We start from the raw sequence: 19043 nt of genomic DNA, 5'->3' as shown, positions 1-19043 counted from the left end.
CCTTTGTTCAAGCATACACGACTTTGTCACATATTGTCATGTAATATCGAAGTCATTACGAGATAAGAATCTTTTCTTATGATAAACTAAAGATGTAAATTTCTTATATAAAAGGAGTGTCTGATAAAATGAATGAAGCAGCAATTACATTAGACGGTTGGTACGTTTTACATGATTTTCGCCAAATGGACTGGGCGTCTTGGAAACAAGTTGACCCAGAACTTCGCAAACAAGCAACAGATGAATTTATCGCATTTTTAGACGAACTTCAACAAGCAGATGACGCAAAAACAGGCGCACATGCTTTTTACACAATTGTCGGTCAAAAAGCAGATTTCATGTTAATGACTTTACGTCCAACAATAGACGAACTTCAAGAAATCGAAGCGAAATTCAATAAATTAACGATTGCAGACTTTACAATTCCTGCGTATTCTTACGTATCAGTTGTAGAATTGTCTAACTACCTAGCTGGAGAATCTACGGAAGATCCATATCAAAATCCACATGTACGTGCTCGTTTATATCCAGAACTTCAACGTTCACAATATATTTGTTTCTATCCAATGGACAAGCGTCGCGACGGTGATGACAACTGGTATATGCTTCCAATGCAAGAACGTAAAGATTTAATGCGCAGCCATGGTTTAATCGGTCGCAGCTACGCTGGTAAAGTTAAACAAATCATCTCTGGATCAGTAGGCTTTGACGATTTCGAATGGGGCGTAACACTATTCTCAGACGATGTTCTTCAATTTAAAAAGTTAATATACGAAATGCGTTTTGATGAAGTAAGCGCTCGTTATGCGGAATTCGGTTCATTCTTTATCGGTACAATTTTAGCAGGTGAAAAACGAGTAGAATTTTTCAACATCTAAATAGTTAATAAGAAAAGCACAAGCGCCCTTTAAGATCAATACCTATTTCTATTGTTTGCGGGGGGCTTTGGACAGACTTGTATAGTATTACAATTTGATTTTTTAGAGAGGCTGGTCCGTGACAACGTCACGACCAGCCTCTCTTTTTTCGGTAATCTTTATGGGTATAATGAGTGTAGAGATGCTTTCTAGCTCATAAAGCTTCAGAGGAGGAAAGTTCACATTCCAATAAATGTTAACTTTTTTTGGTCGTATACTCTTTTACCAGTAGTAGAAAATTAGATGAATGCCTTTTTAAAGATTCTTTCTAGCTAACAAGTCCATCCCCTCTTCCTTACTTTATGTACAACCACTTCATTTTTCTATCGTTCAAAGTACCAGTGACTTTATGCATTCAAAAAGTGTATACTCCCTTATCTTTTTAGTTGCACTTTCTTTTATGATTAATTTGAAAACATTTAATTGATTGTAGTGGAAGGCGGCGACTCCAGCGGAGGCCGACAGGATGTGGGTCACGAAGGCGTTGCCACACGATGTGGCGCTCTTAGCCTTCGCTCCTCTGTTGAGACAGATTAGACATCACAATGTAAACGTAAGCGGCGGTGATGGCTCATCGCTCACCCGCGGAAAGCGTCCGCCTGGAACGGAAATCAGCAGTTATATTGAATCGATCTTTTTTCTTTCCACCTCTTTTATCGATATGTATTATTTCTCTTTTTCCAACATAGTGTATATATAGGAGGTGGTGCATTGGCAGCAATTCAATCCAATTCCAAACAACTAGATCTACTTGCGAGGCTAATGTGTGCAGAAGCAGAGGGTGACGGTCAGCTTGGCATGCTATTAGTTGGTAATGTTGGAGTGAACCGAGTGCTTGCCGATTGCCTAGATTTTCGTGATACGTAATTTAGAAGAGATGGTATTCGAAAAACAGGTGGCTTTGTGGCAACAACCAAACCGTATTTTTCAACTAGCTCGAGAATCTGATAGAAAGTTAGCAAGACGCGTTATTAATGGGGAACGTTTTGATCCAGGTGGCGACTGTCCTCCTCAGGTGGTATAACCAGTGGAACACCGGACGTTTTAAAACGCATTATTTTTACTCCCCAACCGTTGCCGATTGCCCAAGCGTGTAATTTCATTTATGGAAAGGATGTATGAATGGTTCAATATTACTGGCACCCTGGAGGTTATCCACCACAACCGCAACAGCATCAACAGCATATGACTCCTCCTGCTCAACCACCAAGCCCAGGCCGACAAGAAGAATCTTATATCGAGAACATTTTAAGAATGAATAGAGGAAAGCTAGGTACATTCTATTTCACGTTCGAAAATAACAAAGAATGGAACGCAAAAGTGATTAAAGGCTATGTCGAAGCAGCGGGTCGCGATCACCTCATCATTAGTGATCCAAATGGGAAAAGATACTTAATGTTATTGATTTATTTAGATTATGTAACATTCGATGAAGAAATTAAATATAACTTATAAACAAAGAGACTTATCCGAATTTAAAGGATAAGTCTCTTTGTTGTACTACTTCACTATTCACTTCATTAACTTGCAAACTTCGCTGCAGCAACGATAATCAAAATCCATCCGACTAAAAACGCTACACCGCCGATTGGTGTAATTGCTCCCAACACACCGATACCCGTCAAACTTAATACATACAAACTTCCAGAGAATAAAATAATCCCCGCTAGTATTAAATAGCCAGCTGTATTCAATGATGAAACAGATCCTATTAATTTGCTACTCATTAAAATGCCGATCGCGATTAGTGCAAGCGCATGGAACATTTGATATTGAACAGCTGTTTCCCAAATTGCTAAATACTTTTCAGATAGTTTTTCTTTTAAAGCATGTGCCCCAAAAGCTCCAAATGCTACCGCTAAAAATGCGTTGATAGCCCCTGCAATGATAAATAATTTCACAATCATTCCTACTTTCTATCTTTCTATTTAGAAATCAAATAATGACTCTCCGTTTGCATCGTCTTCCTTCAGCGCTACTGGCTGTTGTATAGTCGGTGCTATTGACACAGCTTGTACAACTGACGAAGCTTGCGGTGAAGTTGAAGGCACAGACTCTAGCGCTAAATCGCATAATGCCCGAATAGCAGCGAGTGCTTCTCTTTTTGTTTGTTCATTGCCAGTTATTTTTGCTTGTTGTAATTGTTTATCTATTTGCATGAAGATATGTTCATATGAAATCATCGTCTTTGCCCCTCTACTTGCTTTTGTTCAAATTTCAAGCATTCCATGCCAGAGGTACGCTTTACTAATGCCGATGGGAGCTCTTTCGTTTTAAACCCGTAAGCTTTGCACCCACGTGGATGCCGGGCATCCCATGTAGTAAAAAAATGGCGGCATTTAAAACAGTTTACTGCCAAATTACTCCCTCGCTTTCCATTCCATATAATAGCATAATTATAAGCAGAAATCGATTGGCGCCTCTCCCCATGCTTCGAGTTTTGCATTTATTTCGGAATACGGTTTACTGCCAAAAAACCCTCGATGTGCACTAAGAGGACTTGGGTGTGGAGCTTCTAAAATAGTATGTTTTTTCGTGTCAATTAGCTTTTTCTTCATTTGTGCTGGTCTTCCCCAAAGCACAAAAATAATCGGCTTTTCTCTATTAGATAAACGCTTGATCACTTCATCCGTAAACGTTTCCCAGCCCATTCCTTTATGTGAATTTGCTGCTCCTGCTCGAACGGTTAAAACCGTGTTAAGCAATAAAACCCCTTGCTCTGCCCATTTTAATAAATACCCGCTAGTAGGAATTTGGCAACCTAAATCATCCGCAAGTTCCTTATACATATTACGTAAACTTGGTGGTACTCGAACTCCAGGGTTTACCGAAAAACTCATCCCATGCGCTTGTCCTTCTCCGTGATAAGGGTCTTGTCCTAAAATTACTACTTTAACCTCGTCAAAAGGCGTTGTGCGAAATGCATTCCCAATATCCTCTCGCACTGGATAAATCGTTTGTTCTGCATATTCTTTATCTAAAAAAGATTGGAGTTCTACAAAATATGGCTTTTCCCATTCATCTGCTAAAACTTCTTTCCAGTTTGGCAAGGCGCATCACTCCTTAAATTCCACTTGCACGTCATAATCTACTAATTGGAACATCTCATTCACAGATTTCGCCGCATTTTCTTCTGCTAACTGTAAAATACCTTGTCCCATCGTTTCTTCGATCATCATTTTTTTCGCTGTTTCCGCTAGCTCATAAGCCTCTGTAATATCTGCGTTATCGCGAAATAATCCTTCATAAGAAAATACTTCTACTTGATCGAAGAAAATTTCCGGTCCTCCTAGAAATTGTGGCATTGGTAATGTAAGTGTCGCCGTCTTATTCTCTTCATCTACTTTTATATCCGATTCCGTCACTTGTGAAAAATCAATTCCTGCTCGAACAGCTCCAGGCACCACTACAAGAAGCTGTCTTTTTGTTCCTGGTAAATCTATACCGATTTCTTTGCCGAATAATTGATTATCTTGTCTTTCGATAATTACTTTTGTATAGGCTTCAGCAGTCGACAACTCATTTAGTGCTTGTACACGTTCGACTATTGAACCTTTGCTCTCCGTAAACGTGCTACCCTGAATAGCCCAATAAGCAGCTAATGGTAACGCAGCTAATAATAGAAGAACAATTATTGCAATAATGATAAATGATTTCGTTCTTAATCTATATAAAGCACGTGGCATTTTTCTAAAGCCAAACCCTCGTCTAGAAGGATTTTCTGCAATCGTTGCAGTTGTTTCGTTTTTTTGCGCTTTTAATTCTTCTAGTAGTTTTTCCATTTCACGAATTTTGTCATCTTTTCGCATATCTTCCCTCTTTTCCTCTTAATCTATTACGTTAACAGTACAAAAAAATTGCCCGTTTCACAACTATTCTATATCTGTTACGATGAAAAAAAGGGGTTGCGCTTATGGCTGATTTTCAATATCGGGATAAACTAAGAAAAATTGAACAAGCTGCTAGTACGAATGAAGTGCCAAATTCCGCTAAAAACTTTGGGCTCGGCTGTTTTACTTTGGGAATGCTTCTATTCATCGGCTTTCTTCTATTTTTAGCAATCTCCTTATTTATACATCATATTATAATCGGTTCCGTTATCACTTTTATCGTAGCTGCTCTTTTCATTTTCATTCTGATAAAATTATTAACTGCACCGAAACTTCCTTAATGCAAGATTCGACTATTGTCTGATATAATAAATAAAATTAACTATTTTTCAAAAGGGGACACGCTAAAATGTCGATTAAAAAAACACTAACAATTGCAGGCTCTGACACTTCAGGCGGAGCTGGGATACAAGCAGATTTAAAAACATTCCAAGAGCACGGTACATATGGCATGAACGTTTTAACGGTTGTTGCTACAATGGATCCTGATAACGGATGGAGCCACGGCGTCTTTTCTCTTCCAGTAGACGAGATTAAACGACAAGCTAAAACAGCTTTATCGACAAATGTCGACGCGATTAAAACAGGTATGTTAAGTACAGAAGAAATTATCGAAACAGCTGGAAATATTATCGAAGAGTCAGGTATTCAAAGCGTTGTAATCGATCCTGTTATGGTTTGCAAAGGCGAAGATGAAGTATTAAATCCTGGTACAGTAGATGCTATGATTACATATTTACTTCCACGTGCTTTAGTTGTTACTCCGAACCTTTTCGAAGCTGGACAACTTTCAGGTTTAGGAGCACTTAAAACGATTGACGATATGAAGGCCGCTGCAGAGAAAATTTATGCACTTGGCGCAAAAAATGTCGTAATCAAAGGCGGTAAACAATTAGCACATGAAAAAGCGGTTGACCTTTTCTATGACGGACAAACGCACACTCTTTTGGAAACCGAAAAAACGGATACTACTTATAACCACGGAGCTGGCTGTACATTCGCAGCGGCTATTACTGCTAACTTAGCAAACGGATTTTCGGTTGCAGATTCCGTATTCGAAGCAAAAGAATTCGTTTCAGCCGCTATTGCACATGGTTGGAAACTAAACCAATATGTAGGACCAGTTCTTCACGGAGCAAAAGGTAAATTCGGTGCACCAGAAATTACAACAACAACTGTATAAGAAATCTTCTACTCGTAGAGTCACTTCGACTTTACGAGTTTTTTCATCTCAATCATTCGCTTCCAAAACTTATTTTCATTATACTAATGAAAGACAGTATGTTAGGAGGCTATAAAAATGGAACTTGTTAACGTAGAGCAATTACAAGTGCTTTTGAATAAATTTGCAAACGAAGATGTGTATATACATTTAGAAACAACGAATGGTGCATACGCATCTCATTTTGATGAAAAGGTATTCAATGCAGGAGCTTTTATCCGCAATGTCATGCTTCAATATGAACTAGGAAAAGTAGCTGGGGAAGCACCACATCGTGTTGGTCTTAAATTACCGCATGGTTGGGTTTATGCACAAGGCATTACCCATTTCGAATTAGACGAACATGATCGTTTACTTATGGCAGGCCACGACCAAAGTGGAAAACTTGCAGTAGCATTACAAATTAGTAAAACACCATTTACTTATTAAGGAGGACAAACAAATGACTTTACCAATGGAACGACATGTACTTGTTGTATTTCCTCACCCAGATGACGAAGCTTTCGGAGTTTCTGGTACGATTGCAACGTACGTAAAACAAGGAATTCCAGTTACATATGCATGCCTAACTTTAGGAGAAATGGGAAGAAACCTAGGAAACCCTCCTTTTGCAACACGTGAAACACTTCCACAAATTCGAAAAGAAGAGCTACTAGCTTCTGCCAAAGCAATGGGCGTAACGGATCTTCGAATGATGGGGCTCCGTGATAAAACCGTGGAGTTTGAAGACGATGAAAAAATGGTAAAAATGATGGAAAACCTAATTGCGGATACGAATCCATCGCTTGTCATAACGTTCTATCCAAACTACGCAGTACATCCTGACCATGATGCGACCGGACGTGCAATGATTCGTGCGATTCGCCGCATGCCAGAAGTGGCTAGACCGACTATTTATGCACTTGCTTTTTCAAATGATTCGAAAGAAGTTTTGGGAGAGCCTGATGTAGTGCATAATATTAAGGAATCAAGAGAAGAAAAAATGGGTGCAATGCGCGCACATATTTCGCAAACTGCATGGATGCTAGAAGAAATGGATAAACGCTTAGCGGATGGTGAGCCAGAAGCGGAAAATTGGCTACATTACGAACGTTTCTACACGTACAACTTCAACAAAGATTTCGAATAATAGAACATCACGCCATACTATGGACTTACGTATGTAAATGAATTATTATGTATAAATACTTTTAAGATACGTATAATTATTCATTTACAGAAAGTTGGTCAATACTTTTGAAGAAGTTCTCTTTATCTACATGGCTTTTGTTCCTGCTTCCATCAATTGCAGGTATTATATTGTTTATGATTCCCCTTCCCACTTCGGAAGGTTTTAAAATTCCGATTGCCCTATTCTCGAATATATTATCTGCTGCACTCTCTCCATACATTCAATGGATCGCACTTGTGGTGATATGGATTGCGGCAATTGGATCGGTTGTGTTCTTATTTTTACCTAAGCAAAACACGTTTATCAACCAATTATTTAAAGTATCGTTATTTTGGACCATTACACGTGTAGTTGGTGCTGTGTTTGCTGTATTAATCATCTTTCAAATAGGACCTGAAGCGGTTTGGAATGAGAATACTGGTGGAATGCTACTTAGTCCAGACGGTTTAGTATCGTTCTTATTCACGATTTTCTTATTTGCAGGCTTATTACTACCGTTTTTGTTGAACTTCGGATTACTAGAGTTTTTCGGTACAATGGCAGTAAAAGTTATGCGTCCAGTTTTCAAACTTCCAGGTCGTTCTGCAGTTGATGCACTCACTTCTTGGGTTGGTGACGGAACAATCGGTGTGTTACTGACAGCAAGACAATATGAAGAAGGCTACTATACGAAAAAAGAAGCAGCGATTATTGGATCTACGTTTTCCGTAGTATCTATCACATTCTGTATCGTTGTCCTAGATGAGGTTGGTCTTTCTAACTATTTCTTGCCATTTTATCTTACCGTATTGATTTGCGGACTTGTATTAGCATTCATCATGCCTCGTATTTACCCACTTAAAGGGAAACCCGAGGAACATATTGATGGACGTCCACTTGACTTAAATTCAGAGGATTTCCCAGAAGGCTATAATGCTTTTACACACGGTTTAGAAAACGCATTGACGAAGGCAAATGATAACCGCTCCATCAAGAAATTCTTTTCAGATGGATTTAAAAATGTAATTGACTTATACATCGGTGTTGCGCCAGTCGTACTTGCATTTGGGACGGTCGCATTAATGCTTGCAGAGTTTACACCTGTTTTCACTATTTTAGGAAAACCATTTGAACCATTATTAATGCTATTCGGTATTCCAGAAGCAGCAGAAGCAGCTCAAACGATGGTTGTAGGATTTGCGGATATGTTCCTTCCTACGCTACTTAGCGGTGGCATCGAGTCAGAAGTTACACGATTCTTTATCGCAACTATGTCTGTAACGCAGTTAATTTATATGTCCGAAGTTGGCGGATTACTACTTGGTTCGAAAATACCGGTTAACTTCAAAGATTTAATCTTTATTTTCCTACTACGTACGCTTATAGCATTTCCGATTATTGCAGCAGCAGCACATATTTTATTCTAATAAAAAAACAGCGAACCCTTTTAAAAGGAGTTCGCTGTTTTTTTAGTTGCTAGTTTTTCTAGCATATCTTTCGTCATTGCGTCTAAATCATACTGATATGTGAAGCCCCACTCTTCTTTCGCAGCAGTTGCGTCAATTGAATCCGGCCAGCTATTTGCTATCGCTTGACGTACTGGATCCACATCGTAATCCATAGTAAATGTTGGAATTACTTTTTTGATAGATGCCGCGATTTGCTCTGGCTCAAAACTCATCGCTGTTACATTAAATGCATTTCGGTGAATTAGTTTCGAAGCATCTGCTTCCATTAAGTCTACAATCGCTTGCAGGGCGTCTGGCATATACATCATATCCATATACGTTCCCTCTGCAATGTATGAAGTATATTTCCCTTCAGCTAGGGCTTTGTAATAAATATCCACTGCATAATCGGTTGTTCCCCCACCAGGTAATGTCTCGTTCGAGATTAAACCTGGAAAGCGTACACCACGAGTATCTATACCAAACTTGTGGAAGTAATAATCGCAAAGAAGCTCCCCTGCTACTTTGTTTACACCATACATCGTAGTCGGACGCTGCAAAGTATCTTGCGGCGTATTTTGTTTAGGAGTAGAAGGTCCGAATGCTCCAATTGAGCTTGGCGTGAAAAATTGCAAGTTCAATTCACGTGAAGTCTCAAGTGCGTTCATGAGTCCACCCATGTTTAAATTCCATGCAAATAGCGGTTTCGCTTCTGCAGTTGCTGATAAAAGTGCCGCCATATGCATCATCGTGTCTGCGCCAAAGTTTTTGGCAATTTGATGCATTTTTTCTCCATCCGTTACATCAAGAATTTCGAAAGGACCGCCTTTTGATACTTCTGAAGACACATTTCTTATATCTGTTGCAAGTACATTTTCTGCACCATATTCTTTGCGTAATTTTGTAATTAGTTCTGAACCAATTTGCCCTAAAGCTCCGGTGACCATAATTTTTTTCATGCTTCCTACTCCCTCTCAAAAAACAAATGTATTTATGGGAAGAACACATTATTTTTCATAACCTTGTTTTAATAGCGTTTATTTTTTTCTATTATATGCTGTTCTTTTGGAAAACACAATGAGAGATTTGTATAAGGTTTTGATATAATAGAAATAAAAGAGGTAAACATGAAAATTCTACGATATGTTTTTATTATTTTACTTGGGATTGCACTGACAGTTGTAATGAGCTTTTTGGAACTTCCGTTTTGGCTCATTTATTTGAGTATCGTTGTTGTGTATATTCTTTTATTAGTTGTCCCACAGATGTATATTGTGTACAAATCGAATAACCTAGCACGTATCGAACGCTATTTAGAAGAGAATAAAAAGAAACCTCTTTTTGCATACACACTTGCAGTAAAAACGGACGATCGTGATGCAATTATTCAAAGTATTAATAAAATCTTGAAGAAATATAAACAACCATTTATGCAAGAAGTGTACAAAACGAATTTAGCGTTATATGAAAACAATGTTTCTTCTTTCGTTATACTCGCTAAACAAATAAGCAAGGAGCCACTCCGTACATATTACAGAGCGTATTCCGAAGCACTGCAAGGAAACTTTGAGGAGGCACGTACTTTAATAGGGAATTTGCCGGAGGGGTGGATGTCGCATGCGATTGAAGCAATTATTGCGAAGGAAAATAGAGATGCGGAGAGATTTCGGGAAAAAGCAGAAAGTAGTGTAACGTGTGCGAGAGGTGTTCAGAAGTTTAATTTGTTTTATGCGTTTCAACATATGGAAAGAGATTTTTCATAAAGAAAAGCAGCCATATTTGGCTGCTTTTTTGGTTAGGGTAATATATATTAATCATGAAACTACCCCGACACCATGTGCCGAGGTAGTTAATAAGTTTATGAAATTACTCCAAGCTCCCTACCAACCTTCTCATAAATCGCAATCGCTTCATCCAGCATCTCTTTCGTATGCGCAGCAGTTGGCATATTGCGGACGCGGCCTGTGCCTTTTGGTACAGTTGGGAAGACGATGGATTTTGCATAGACACCTTCTTCGAATAGTCGTTTCGAGAATGTTTGTGTAAGTTTTTCGTCTCCAATAATACATGGTGTGATTGGTGTTTCGGATGCACCTATGTCGAAGCCTAGTTTCGATAAGCCAGCTTTCAAATAGTCACCGTTTTCCCAAAGTTTATCATGTAGCTCTGTAGAGTCGATGATCATTTGAACAGCTGCAGTAATAGCTGCTACGTCCCCTGGTGGTAATGCTGTTGAGAATAGGAATGGACGTGAGCGGACTTTTAGCCAGTCGATTAAGTTCTTTTTCCCTGCAACGTATCCACCTACGACACCGATTGCCTTGGATAACGTACCGATTTGGAAGTCTATTTCTTTTTCTAATCCGAAGTGCTTCACTGTTCCTTTTCCTTTACCTGTAACGCCTGAACCGTGTGCGTCATCTACATAAGTGATAAGGTCAAACTCTTTTGCGATCTCTACAATTTCTGGTAGTTTGGCAATGTCGCCATCCATCGAGAATACGCCGTCTGTAATGACCATTACTTTATTGTATTGACCAGATTCTGTTGCTTGTTTTGCTTTTGCGCGTAAATCTTCCATGTCGGAGTGGTTGAATGGAATGATCTTTGCTTTAGAAAGTCGGCAACCGTCGATAATGGATGCGTGGTTTAATTGGTCCGATAAAATAGCATCGTTTTTGTCCATTACGGCTGAGATTGCTGCCATATTACAGTTGAATCCGGACTGATAGGAAATGGCTGCTTCTGTTCCTTTGAATTCTGCTAGTTTTTCTTCTAGTTTCACGTGTAGGTCTAGCGTTCCGTTAATTGTACGAACTGCTCCAGCTCCCACACCATACTTGTCCACTGCATCCTTTGCAATTTGTTTAAGCTCGGGATTGGTTGCCAGTCCTAAATAGTTATTAGAAGATAGGTTAATAAGTTCCGAACCGCGAACTTGGATCTTTGCACCATTTGCTCCCTCTACTGGATCAATTTCGTTATATAATCCTTGGTTTTTTAGTGCATCTAAGTTTTCTGTTAAAAAGTTGTTTAGTACGTTTGACAAGGTCATCTTCCTTTCAAGCCAAATATTCCTCTCTAGTTTACCATGTTCCCTGCAAAATACGAAAAAAAATAAGCAGGATGATATCCCTGCTCACTCGATTGTTGCAATTATTTCATTTTGGAAGTTTGTCCACTTCTCTTCATCTATTGTAGAATCATAGAGCATTCTGATCGTTCTGGACTCACCAGCGTACGTAGAAATATAGTCTTGAGCAAGCTCCATTTCGTTTGCGTATCGTTGTCTCACTTCAACAATCTTCTTCTCATCTAATAATTCTTGGTTAATATGCGGTAAGAAATCGACAATCTCGTCTCCTTCACGTTCAGGGTCGTATATATGAGGGCTCGTCGCATCTACCATGCATAGTTGCAATTCCGGGACGATGATTCCATCCACGCTATTTGCATCTAGCCCACACCATATGAAACGAATGTCTAATCCTTGTAACTTTGCTGCTTCTCCGAATTTTTTCATAAAGGAGGATTTTCCACTTCCAGGTAATCCTTTTATATATAATCTAGATTTTAAGTTTTTCGAGATAGATTTTAACGTATCTTGTGCGCCTGTAGGAGTGAGTGACCCCATTAATCGATGCGTCACGTCTGACTTTTTTTGAAGTTGCACATTACCAATACATCTCTTTTTGATCGACTCCAGCAATGCGTTAATGCCATCCCAATCGATTGCCGGATGGATTAGTTGCTCCCATTCATCATGGATAACTTTAGCTCTTGATAATGTTTGTAGCCCTTTCGTCAACCATACTTCATTCGCTATTTGTTTATCGCGTATTAAAGGAGCTAAATCGTGCAGTTTCCGATCATCATACGAGTCATAAAACGGAACCCATATATGTCCTGCCCCATAGTAAGTAGGATCGACGGTATCCGCTTGTAAATATAGCGTTTTCGAGTCAGTAATATATACCGCTTCTAAAACTTCCTCGTGTAATGGATCATAAAACCATTCCATATTTTTACCTCTGCGAATAGCAGCATAACCTATTTCCTTCAATACTTCTGTTAGTCGATAAGAAGTCGGTCCTTTAAAAAAATATACTTTTTTAGCTTCATGAATAAGTTCTTTATAAAAATTTTTTACGCCTTGTCCCGTATACGATTTCCCCATATAATGCGTAACTGTCCCGCCCAAATTATCACCCTTTCAATAATTGCATTCAATGGATAATGTATGCACTATTATATAATTATATGAATAATAAAAATGCCGAAAATCATTTCTGATCTTCAGCACTCAGTTTTGTAAAAGGCTGCGAATAGCCACTTATGTTCCATAAAATTTTTTGAGACATCGGTAGGGTATAATGAACAATTTGTCCAAGTAAAAGTGCTATTATAACTGTTCCGATACCTACTGGTCCTCCTAGTAACCACCCAACAAGTGCTACAATTACTTCGATGCCAGTGCGTACAGTTTTAATACTCCATCCCATCTTCCGTACTATTAAAAGCATTAGAGAATCCCGTGGTCCTGCCCCTACATTTGGAGATACATATACCCCTAACCCCACTGCCATAACGATTAGTCCCAATAAAAATATAATAAGTTGCCCAGCAAAACTCGTAAAATCTGGTAACATCCAGTTGAATACATCGATAAAACAACCGATGAACAGTATATTCAGCCACGTACCTAATTGTGGCCATCTTTTTGTGCCAATCATCGTAGCTGCAACTATGATAATTCCAGTTAATATAGCCCATATACCAATCGACAACCCTAAATGTTTATACAGTCCAACATGTAATACATCCCATGGACTAATCCCAAACCGCTGCCCTTTAATCGTCATTGAAATACCAAGAGACATTAAAAGAACTCCGCCTATAAAAAAAGTCCAACGCCAAACAAATTCTTTCCTCATACGATTCCTACTCTCTATAAGAAAACGCAAGCGCCGTTAGTGAAGTACAGTCTAAGTTTGCGACACCCGAGGTGTTCGTTGCAAAATAAAAAAACACATTTCACAACGAAAGTATGACCCGCATCGCAATGGAGTCTGGACATTTTTGTAAGTATATTTTTCTGTAATAAACAATTCCTTATTAGACTAAAACAATCAGCAATCAACTAATTATTTTCCTAATTACTAATCGCAGCAACTTGCCCTTTCGTCATTTTCAATAAATCTTCTAAAGCAAGCTTCACTTGGAGCCCTATTTTCCCACCACTCACGATGATGAAATCATTGTTTTCTGCACTCGCATCTACCACTGTTGGAAATAGCTTTTTCATCCCAATTGGAGAACATCCCCCGCGTATGTACCCGGTAGTTGGAAGCAAATCTTTAAGAGGCAATAATTCTACTTTTTTCTCTCCTACTACTTTTGCAATTGCTTTTAAATTCAATTCGTTGTCCACCGGGATAATACATACATAATATTTCCCTGCTCCAGCTGTTACGAGTAGTGTTTTATAAACGACAAAAACGGGGTAGCCAATTTTATTTGCTACAGTTACCCCGTCTACTTTATCACTAGACAATTCATATTCAATTAGCTCAAAATCTATTTTTTGCTGTTCTAATATTCGAACTGCATTGGTTTTTTGTTTTTTGGCCATTTTCTCTTACTCCTAAGCTATTCGAAAGAAACTTGGCTCTAAATCAGCAAAACCGTATCTCTTTAAGTGAACTTGATACGAATATTTTGCAATCGCTTGTTCTTTCAATCGTTTTTTCTGTAAATCTTCTTGTAACATTTTAGGCGATTGAAGATCTGATGGAACAGAGCGATTTGAAATAGATGCTTCATCTTCTAGCTGTTGTTTTACTTCTAGCGCAATTTGACGACTCGCTTCCATATTTAAAGTTATTTGTGCATTCACACGCTGAATTTTAGCGGATGCACTAGCAGCAACACGTAAGTCCTCAGGCGTTGGCTTTGCCGGAGCAAGCGCGGTGCTTCTTACTTTTTCTAATAACTCCACTGTTTTTTCAAGTGTCGGCCCACCGATTGTTTGCACCGGAATGCTTGGTCCTTTAATATCGAGCATATTCGTCTTTCCACTGCTGGGCATATCAAGTTCTCTTTCCTTTTTTCCAAGTAACAACTCCTCTAGTTCTGATTGAGTTGGTACTTTTGGTTGGAGATATTCGGCTGTTTTCCGATAAGCATTACCAGCATTCTGCCGTTGCAACATTCGTTTTCTTTGTTCAATGTCTGCCCATTTACCAAGCATGCCGTTACCAGTGGATCTCACTAAGCTCATACCATTCACCTCTTTCACGCATTTCTATTATAGAATATTTTATCACATTATCAGAATAATCAAACGAACTTTAGTCATAAGCATCTATATGAAAAATGATACAAAATGAAGTATAGCTTTTTGCGAATAAAATAGGTCTTAATAAATACCTGTTTGTAGTCAATTTAGAAATAATGCGTCATAAAGAAGTAATCGCTAGGATTTAATATGGAGGCAGTTGATTTCCGCTCCAGGCGGACGCTTTCCGCGGGCATGGCTTCAGCCGCTTCCCTCGCTACGCTCGGTCCAGGGTCTTCAGCTCATGCTATTCCCGCTGGAGTCGCCGCCTTCCGCTACAATCAATAGGAATTTCTTGCTTATTTGGTGACTGCAGTTATGAGATATTTAAATTGATCAGGTACACTTCACAATATTAAACCTATTTAGAAAATAGCTATCTCCAAAAGAGCTTTTACTAGGATAAAGCTCGTTTCATTCAACTATTTATTGGTATTGGAATAACTCCTCGTGTCCATCGTCGTCTCACTCCCAGTAAACTTTTTATTTTAAGAATTAAGTTGCTTTCACCAGCAATTTGGTTGCTCTCGTGCTAATTTGTTATATGCTTTATGCTATTTAATCGGCAAGTTCCATTGATTTTCGAAGTAGGCGGCGACTCCTGCGGGATGAGTGAGACAGATGAGACATCACAACGAACGCGATAGCGGCGGTGATGACTCATCGCTCACCCCGCGGAAAGCGTCCGCCTGCAGCGAAAATCGCAGCGGTAACTGTTTATTAATTATCTAAGGAAATTGACATTACTTATAGCCTATCTGTTTTGCACACTACCGTAAAAAAAAGTAGTACAAACCATTGTCTTGGTTTGTACTACTATTATAAACAGGTTTAGTTAGGCATAATTTGTGCCATATAGTTCTTAATTGCTTCATCACTCATTTCCCCAGTAATTATTTTCTCTATTTTACCTTCTGGGTTTACGAGCATCGTTGTTGGCAAGGGGTTAATATTGTATGTTTCCATGACACTTTTATTGTGGTCGATTAGAACTGGAAAAGTTAAGCTTTTTCTATCTACATATTTCTGAACAGAAAAATTGGATTCCCCAATATTTACTGCAAGTATTTGAACACCTTGATCTTTATAATCTTGATAGTGTTTGTCCATCAACGGGAATTCTCTTTCACATGGTTTACACCAAGTTCCCCAAAAGTTTAAAAAGACTCCTTGTCCTTTATAATCGGATAATTGATGCTTTTCCCCGTTCATATCAATAAGTGAAAAATCAGGTGCATTGTCCCCTACTTGCAATACAGCTGTTTTTTCTTTCGTTAAGTTGGAGTATATGGTGAAAACAATTGCTACAACTAATAGACTCAAAATGACGGTGCGAATGTAAAACCGTTTTTTCTTTTTTTCCATTGTTTCAATTCTCCTTTCTCACTTGCGTTTCCAAAGTATTATCATCATAACGGTAATAAATATAAAAGCAATGAGTGCTAGAAAAGGAATAGTCACAAATCCAAACCAGTTAATATATTGTCCAGAACATGGGACTCCACTTGTACAGCTACTGAACTCATGCATAGAAGGAATCTTTTGCAATGCATAATGATAACTAGAAGTCATGATACCAATAATGGAAATTGGCAAAATATACTTATAAATATCGCGATCATTCCGGTAAAAAGCGATGCCTAGAAAAATAACAAATGGATACATTAAAATCCGTTGGTACCAGCAAAGCGTGCATGGGATAAAATCCATACGTTCACTGAAAAACAAACTTCCTACCATCGCAATAATAGAGGTGATCCAGGCGAATAAAAGTGGCTTATTTACCATCGGCAGCCTCTTCTACCATCTTCGCAAAATCATTCATCGTTGCTCCTGTGAATTCCTTTCCACCTATGTAAATTGTTGGTGTGGAAGCTACTCCTAGAATGTTTGCTATATTCATATCTTTCTGCCATGCTTCTTTTCCTGCACTTTCAATATATGCAAGATTTACTTTTTCCACTTCCTCAGCCGTTGCAACTTCCGCTAAGACAGATTGTAAAAATGCTTCTGTCATGACATTTTCTTGTCCAGATTCGTTTGTTTGGTTAGCGAATAACAAGTGGTGAAATTCCCAAAACTTTTCATTGCCAAGTTCTTTGTACACTGATTCCGCAAATTGTGCAGAGGTCGTTGAATCTGGTGCGATGAATGAGTAGTTCATAAAGTAAAACTTCGCTTTTCCTGTTTCTACAAATTGTTCATTGATCATAGGAAATAGTGTGCTGTCAAAATCTCCACAATGCGGGCATTTATAATCCCCGAACTCGATAATTTCAACAGGTGCCGATTCCTCTCCAACGAATGGCTGTCCAGCATAATCAATTTCTACTGTTTCTTGTTTTGCGTCTGTTAGTACGATGATTCCTATTATACATACAGCGATTATTCCAATGATCCAAAATATTTTTTTTGACAATTAAAACACTCCTAATTAAGACTACATCATGTAGTGTAATGGGGTAAAAAAGCGCAAGCTAACTATAGCCGCTCGGGATTACCGCTTCAGGCGGACGCTTTTTCGCGGGCGTTGCATTAACCTCCAGCGCCAACACGATGTTGGTCATGCAATCGTTGCTGCGAAAGTTCTTTTGCGACGAGCTTTGCGCAGGAGCAGGATGCAGCGAACTTAGATTGCCTTCCGCTCCAATCATATGTAGCTCAGTCTTATGTTGTTAGATATCTACGCTAATGCGTAAATAAAAACGGCGCAAATCATGTTAAAAATAGCGAATGATATTAATGCTATTTTCAAAGGTATTTTCATTTGAATATTTTTTAATGGATTCAATATATATTCAATCCGATAGTTGACGGATGTATCCGCAAATGATGCATAGGCAAAGGGCATTTTTTCAGCCGTTCCCACTTTTAACATTTTCAACAGTGCACTACCTAAATGCACAGAAGTTTCTTGTTTTTTAATAGCAAATTCATCTGCCAAAATTTCTTGAATAATTCTATATTGCTTGTTAAAACATTTTAAAATTGGGATATACCCGATCGTTGATGCACAAAGTGATAATATAAATATCTTTAATGGGTCACGATTGGCCTTATGGTACATTTCATGTGCGATTACTGCTTTTAATTCGTCATTGGTTAATAGATTTATTAGACCAGTTGAAATAACGATTTTCGGTTGCACAAATCCCATTGTAATCGCCATTGGTGCAGGGTGTGAAATAATAATGAAATCTTCTTTTTCATTGTTATATGTTTGGTTTAACTCGTTCGTGAGCTTTTTCTCTCTATATTGCTCTAATCTTTTTTTCATACGTGCAGTATGTATCAATTGTGAACTAATATGCCAAATGGTAAAGAATAGCGTAAAGATTACAAGTGCATCTAAAGCAAACTCTAATGATGATAACCCAGCCGCCTTCAACCAGCTGTGGCAAACTACTACAAGGTTAAATTTGGCATTCCAACCTCCTAGCATAGAGACAGCGTATATCGCCATCTGAAGGAAGATAGTGCCCGAAATGACAAGTGCTGCGAAAAATAAAAACAATGATTGACGTTTGGACATAGGCTACTGTTCCTTTTTCAATTCTTTTATTTTCAGCTCTAGTTTTGCAACGAGGTCATCGTCTACGTCTTCTAGTGCATCCAACATATGACTGACGACAACATTTCCGAATTCATCCATGAGCTCGTTTGTCATTTCTTTGGATTGCGCACTTAAAAACTCGTCCCTCGTTTGAAGCGGTTTGTAAAGAGAGGATCTTCCTTCTGCTCTCTTTTGCAAAATTCCTTTTTCCACTAGTCTGTTCATGACGGTCATCACTGTGTTAAAATTCGTTAACTTTTCCTTATCAAGCACTTGCTGCACATCTTTAATCGTCATTTCCACGTCGTTCCATAAGATGTCCATAATTTTTGCTTCCAGAGGTCCAAAAAAGCGGTTCAATCCACTTTCATTCATTTTGAATTTTCGAATTTTCATAGCTTAACCCACCTCACATTACACATTGTAGTTTAAACAGGTTTTTCGGTCAAACATATTTGCTCGTAATACAAACTGTGAACAAAAAGCTGTATTTTATAAAGCTTTCTTGTTACACTACGATATGTAG

General features: G+C 38.6%; 23 protein-coding genes and 1 pseudogene. 9 read left to right on the top strand and 15 right to left on the bottom strand.

From position 1 onward, the window contains the following. Positions 1–128: 128 nt before the first annotated feature. From hemQ to gerQ, 3 genes and pseudogenes are all read left to right on the top strand, one after another. A complete protein-coding gene (hemQ, locus tag BMZ04_RS08205; RefSeq protein WP_093267723.1) occupies positions 129–878 on the top strand; it encodes a hydrogen peroxide-dependent heme synthase in 750 nt (249 codons plus the stop codon). 750 nt (positions 879–1628) lie between these two features. Beyond that, positions 1629–2014, top strand: a pseudogene (locus tag BMZ04_RS08195) (cell wall hydrolase). A gap of 25 nt (positions 2015–2039) precedes the next feature. Beyond that, a complete protein-coding gene (gene gerQ, locus BMZ04_RS08190) occupies positions 2040–2372 on the top strand; it encodes a spore coat protein GerQ (RefSeq protein WP_093267716.1) in 333 nt (110 codons plus the stop codon). Between the two features lie 65 nt (positions 2373–2437). Here gerQ and BMZ04_RS08185 read toward each other — a convergent pair whose 3' ends face one another. From BMZ04_RS08185 to BMZ04_RS08165, 4 genes are all read right to left on the bottom strand, one after another. Continuing rightward, positions 2438–2818: a DUF423 domain-containing protein gene (locus tag BMZ04_RS08185; protein ID WP_093267714.1), complete on the bottom strand. Its 381-nt coding sequence runs from the start codon at positions 2816–2818 to the stop codon at positions 2438–2440. Positions 2819–2845: 27 nt separating this feature from the next. After that, positions 2846–3100 (bottom strand): YwdI family protein, encoded by a 255-nt coding sequence (locus BMZ04_RS08180; protein ID WP_093267712.1) that lies wholly within the window; start codon positions 3098–3100, stop codon positions 2846–2848. A gap of 213 nt (positions 3101–3313) precedes the next feature. Then, entirely contained in the window at positions 3314–3967 is a 654-nt protein-coding gene (locus tag BMZ04_RS08170) for a uracil-DNA glycosylase (RefSeq protein WP_093267707.1), read from the bottom strand. Positions 3968–3973: 6 nt separating this feature from the next. Then, positions 3974–4726 carry a DUF4230 domain-containing protein gene (locus BMZ04_RS08165; RefSeq protein ID WP_093267705.1) on the bottom strand — a complete coding sequence of 251 codons (753 nt, stop codon included), beginning with the start codon at positions 4724–4726 and terminating at the stop codon, positions 3974–3976. 104 nt (positions 4727–4830) lie between these two features. On the opposite strand from BMZ04_RS08165, the gene BMZ04_RS08160 reads away from it, so the two are divergent. The 5 genes from BMZ04_RS08160 to BMZ04_RS08140 all read left to right on the top strand — a co-directional run bounded on the left by BMZ04_RS08160 (position 4831) and on the right by BMZ04_RS08140 (position 8606). Then, positions 4831–5088: a hypothetical protein gene (locus BMZ04_RS08160; protein ID WP_093267703.1), complete on the top strand. Its 258-nt coding sequence runs from the start codon at positions 4831–4833 to the stop codon at positions 5086–5088. A gap of 68 nt (positions 5089–5156) precedes the next feature. Then, the gene (gene thiD, locus BMZ04_RS08155) at positions 5157–5990 is read left to right on the top strand and encodes a bifunctional hydroxymethylpyrimidine kinase/phosphomethylpyrimidine kinase (RefSeq protein ID WP_093267700.1); all 834 of its coding nucleotides are present in this window, start codon (positions 5157–5159) and stop codon (positions 5988–5990) included. Between the two features lie 117 nt (positions 5991–6107). Then, positions 6108–6458, top strand: coding sequence for a YojF family protein (locus BMZ04_RS08150; RefSeq protein ID WP_093267698.1), 351 nt, complete (start codon positions 6108–6110; stop codon positions 6456–6458). A 13-nt stretch (positions 6459–6471) separates the two neighbouring features. After that, on the top strand, positions 6472–7158 hold the full coding sequence (gene bshB2 / locus BMZ04_RS08145; RefSeq protein ID WP_093267694.1) for a bacillithiol biosynthesis deacetylase BshB2: 687 nt from the start codon (positions 6472–6474) through the stop codon (positions 7156–7158). Positions 7159–7265: 107 nt separating this feature from the next. Next, positions 7266–8606, top strand: a complete 1341-nt coding sequence (locus BMZ04_RS08140) for a YjiH family protein (RefSeq protein ID WP_093267691.1) — start codon at positions 7266–7268, stop codon at positions 8604–8606. Between the two features lie 20 nt (positions 8607–8626). Here BMZ04_RS08140 and BMZ04_RS08135 read toward each other — a convergent pair whose 3' ends face one another. Further along, positions 8627–9586, bottom strand: coding sequence for an L-threonine 3-dehydrogenase (locus tag BMZ04_RS08135; protein WP_093267689.1), 960 nt, complete (start codon positions 9584–9586; stop codon positions 8627–8629). Between the two features lie 168 nt (positions 9587–9754). Between BMZ04_RS08135 and BMZ04_RS08130 the strand changes: the two genes are divergently transcribed. After that, positions 9755–10390 (top strand): hypothetical protein, encoded by a 636-nt coding sequence (locus BMZ04_RS08130; RefSeq protein WP_093267687.1) that lies wholly within the window; start codon positions 9755–9757, stop codon positions 10388–10390. A 95-nt stretch (positions 10391–10485) separates the two neighbouring features. On the opposite strand, the gene BMZ04_RS08125 is transcribed toward BMZ04_RS08130, so the two are convergent. The 10 genes from BMZ04_RS08125 to BMZ04_RS08080 form a co-directional block, all read right to left on the bottom strand. Then, positions 10486–11682: a glycine C-acetyltransferase gene (locus tag BMZ04_RS08125; protein WP_369802640.1), complete on the bottom strand. Its 1197-nt coding sequence runs from the start codon at positions 11680–11682 to the stop codon at positions 10486–10488. An 84-nt stretch (positions 11683–11766) separates the two neighbouring features. Further along, positions 11767–12828, bottom strand: a complete 1062-nt coding sequence (locus BMZ04_RS08120; RefSeq protein ID WP_093267683.1) for a hypothetical protein — start codon at positions 12826–12828, stop codon at positions 11767–11769. Positions 12829–12910: 82 nt separating this feature from the next. Next, positions 12911–13561, bottom strand: coding sequence for a YczE/YyaS/YitT family protein (locus BMZ04_RS08115; protein WP_093267682.1), 651 nt, complete (start codon positions 13559–13561; stop codon positions 12911–12913). 218 nt (positions 13562–13779) lie between these two features. Next, complete coding sequence (gene ybaK, locus BMZ04_RS08110) at positions 13780–14259, bottom strand: Cys-tRNA(Pro) deacylase (protein WP_093267680.1); 480 nt, start codon at positions 14257–14259, stop codon at positions 13780–13782. 12 nt (positions 14260–14271) lie between these two features. Further along, positions 14272–14907 carry a hypothetical protein gene (locus BMZ04_RS08105; protein ID WP_093267679.1) on the bottom strand — a complete coding sequence of 212 codons (636 nt, stop codon included), beginning with the start codon at positions 14905–14907 and terminating at the stop codon, positions 14272–14274. A gap of 888 nt (positions 14908–15795) precedes the next feature. Further along, positions 15796–16329 carry a thiol-disulfide oxidoreductase ResA gene (gene resA / locus BMZ04_RS08100; protein WP_093267677.1) on the bottom strand — a complete coding sequence of 178 codons (534 nt, stop codon included), beginning with the start codon at positions 16327–16329 and terminating at the stop codon, positions 15796–15798. Between the two features lie 18 nt (positions 16330–16347). Further along, the gene (locus BMZ04_RS08095; RefSeq protein ID WP_093267675.1) at positions 16348–16752 is read right to left on the bottom strand and encodes a disulfide oxidoreductase; all 405 of its coding nucleotides are present in this window, start codon (positions 16750–16752) and stop codon (positions 16348–16350) included. Next, positions 16742–17383 carry a DsbA family protein gene (locus BMZ04_RS08090; protein WP_093267673.1) on the bottom strand — a complete coding sequence of 214 codons (642 nt, stop codon included), beginning with the start codon at positions 17381–17383 and terminating at the stop codon, positions 16742–16744. Before BMZ04_RS08090 ends, BMZ04_RS08095 begins: the two co-directional genes overlap by 11 nt. 264 nt (positions 17384–17647) lie before the next feature. Then, on the bottom strand, positions 17648–18496 hold the full coding sequence (locus BMZ04_RS08085; protein ID WP_093267671.1) for a M56 family metallopeptidase: 849 nt from the start codon (positions 18494–18496) through the stop codon (positions 17648–17650). 3 nt (positions 18497–18499) lie between these two features. Further along, complete coding sequence (locus BMZ04_RS08080) at positions 18500–18913, bottom strand: BlaI/MecI/CopY family transcriptional regulator (protein WP_093267669.1); 414 nt, start codon at positions 18911–18913, stop codon at positions 18500–18502. Positions 18914–19043: the final 130 nt, after the last annotated feature.

It is taken from the genome of Psychrobacillus sp. OK032 (assembly GCF_900111345.1).
In the GTDB taxonomy this organism is placed as follows: domain Bacteria; phylum Bacillota; class Bacilli; order Bacillales_A; family Planococcaceae; genus Psychrobacillus.
Note: the sequence above shows the minus strand (reverse complement) of the source record. Positions and strands in the feature narration are given on the sequence as shown.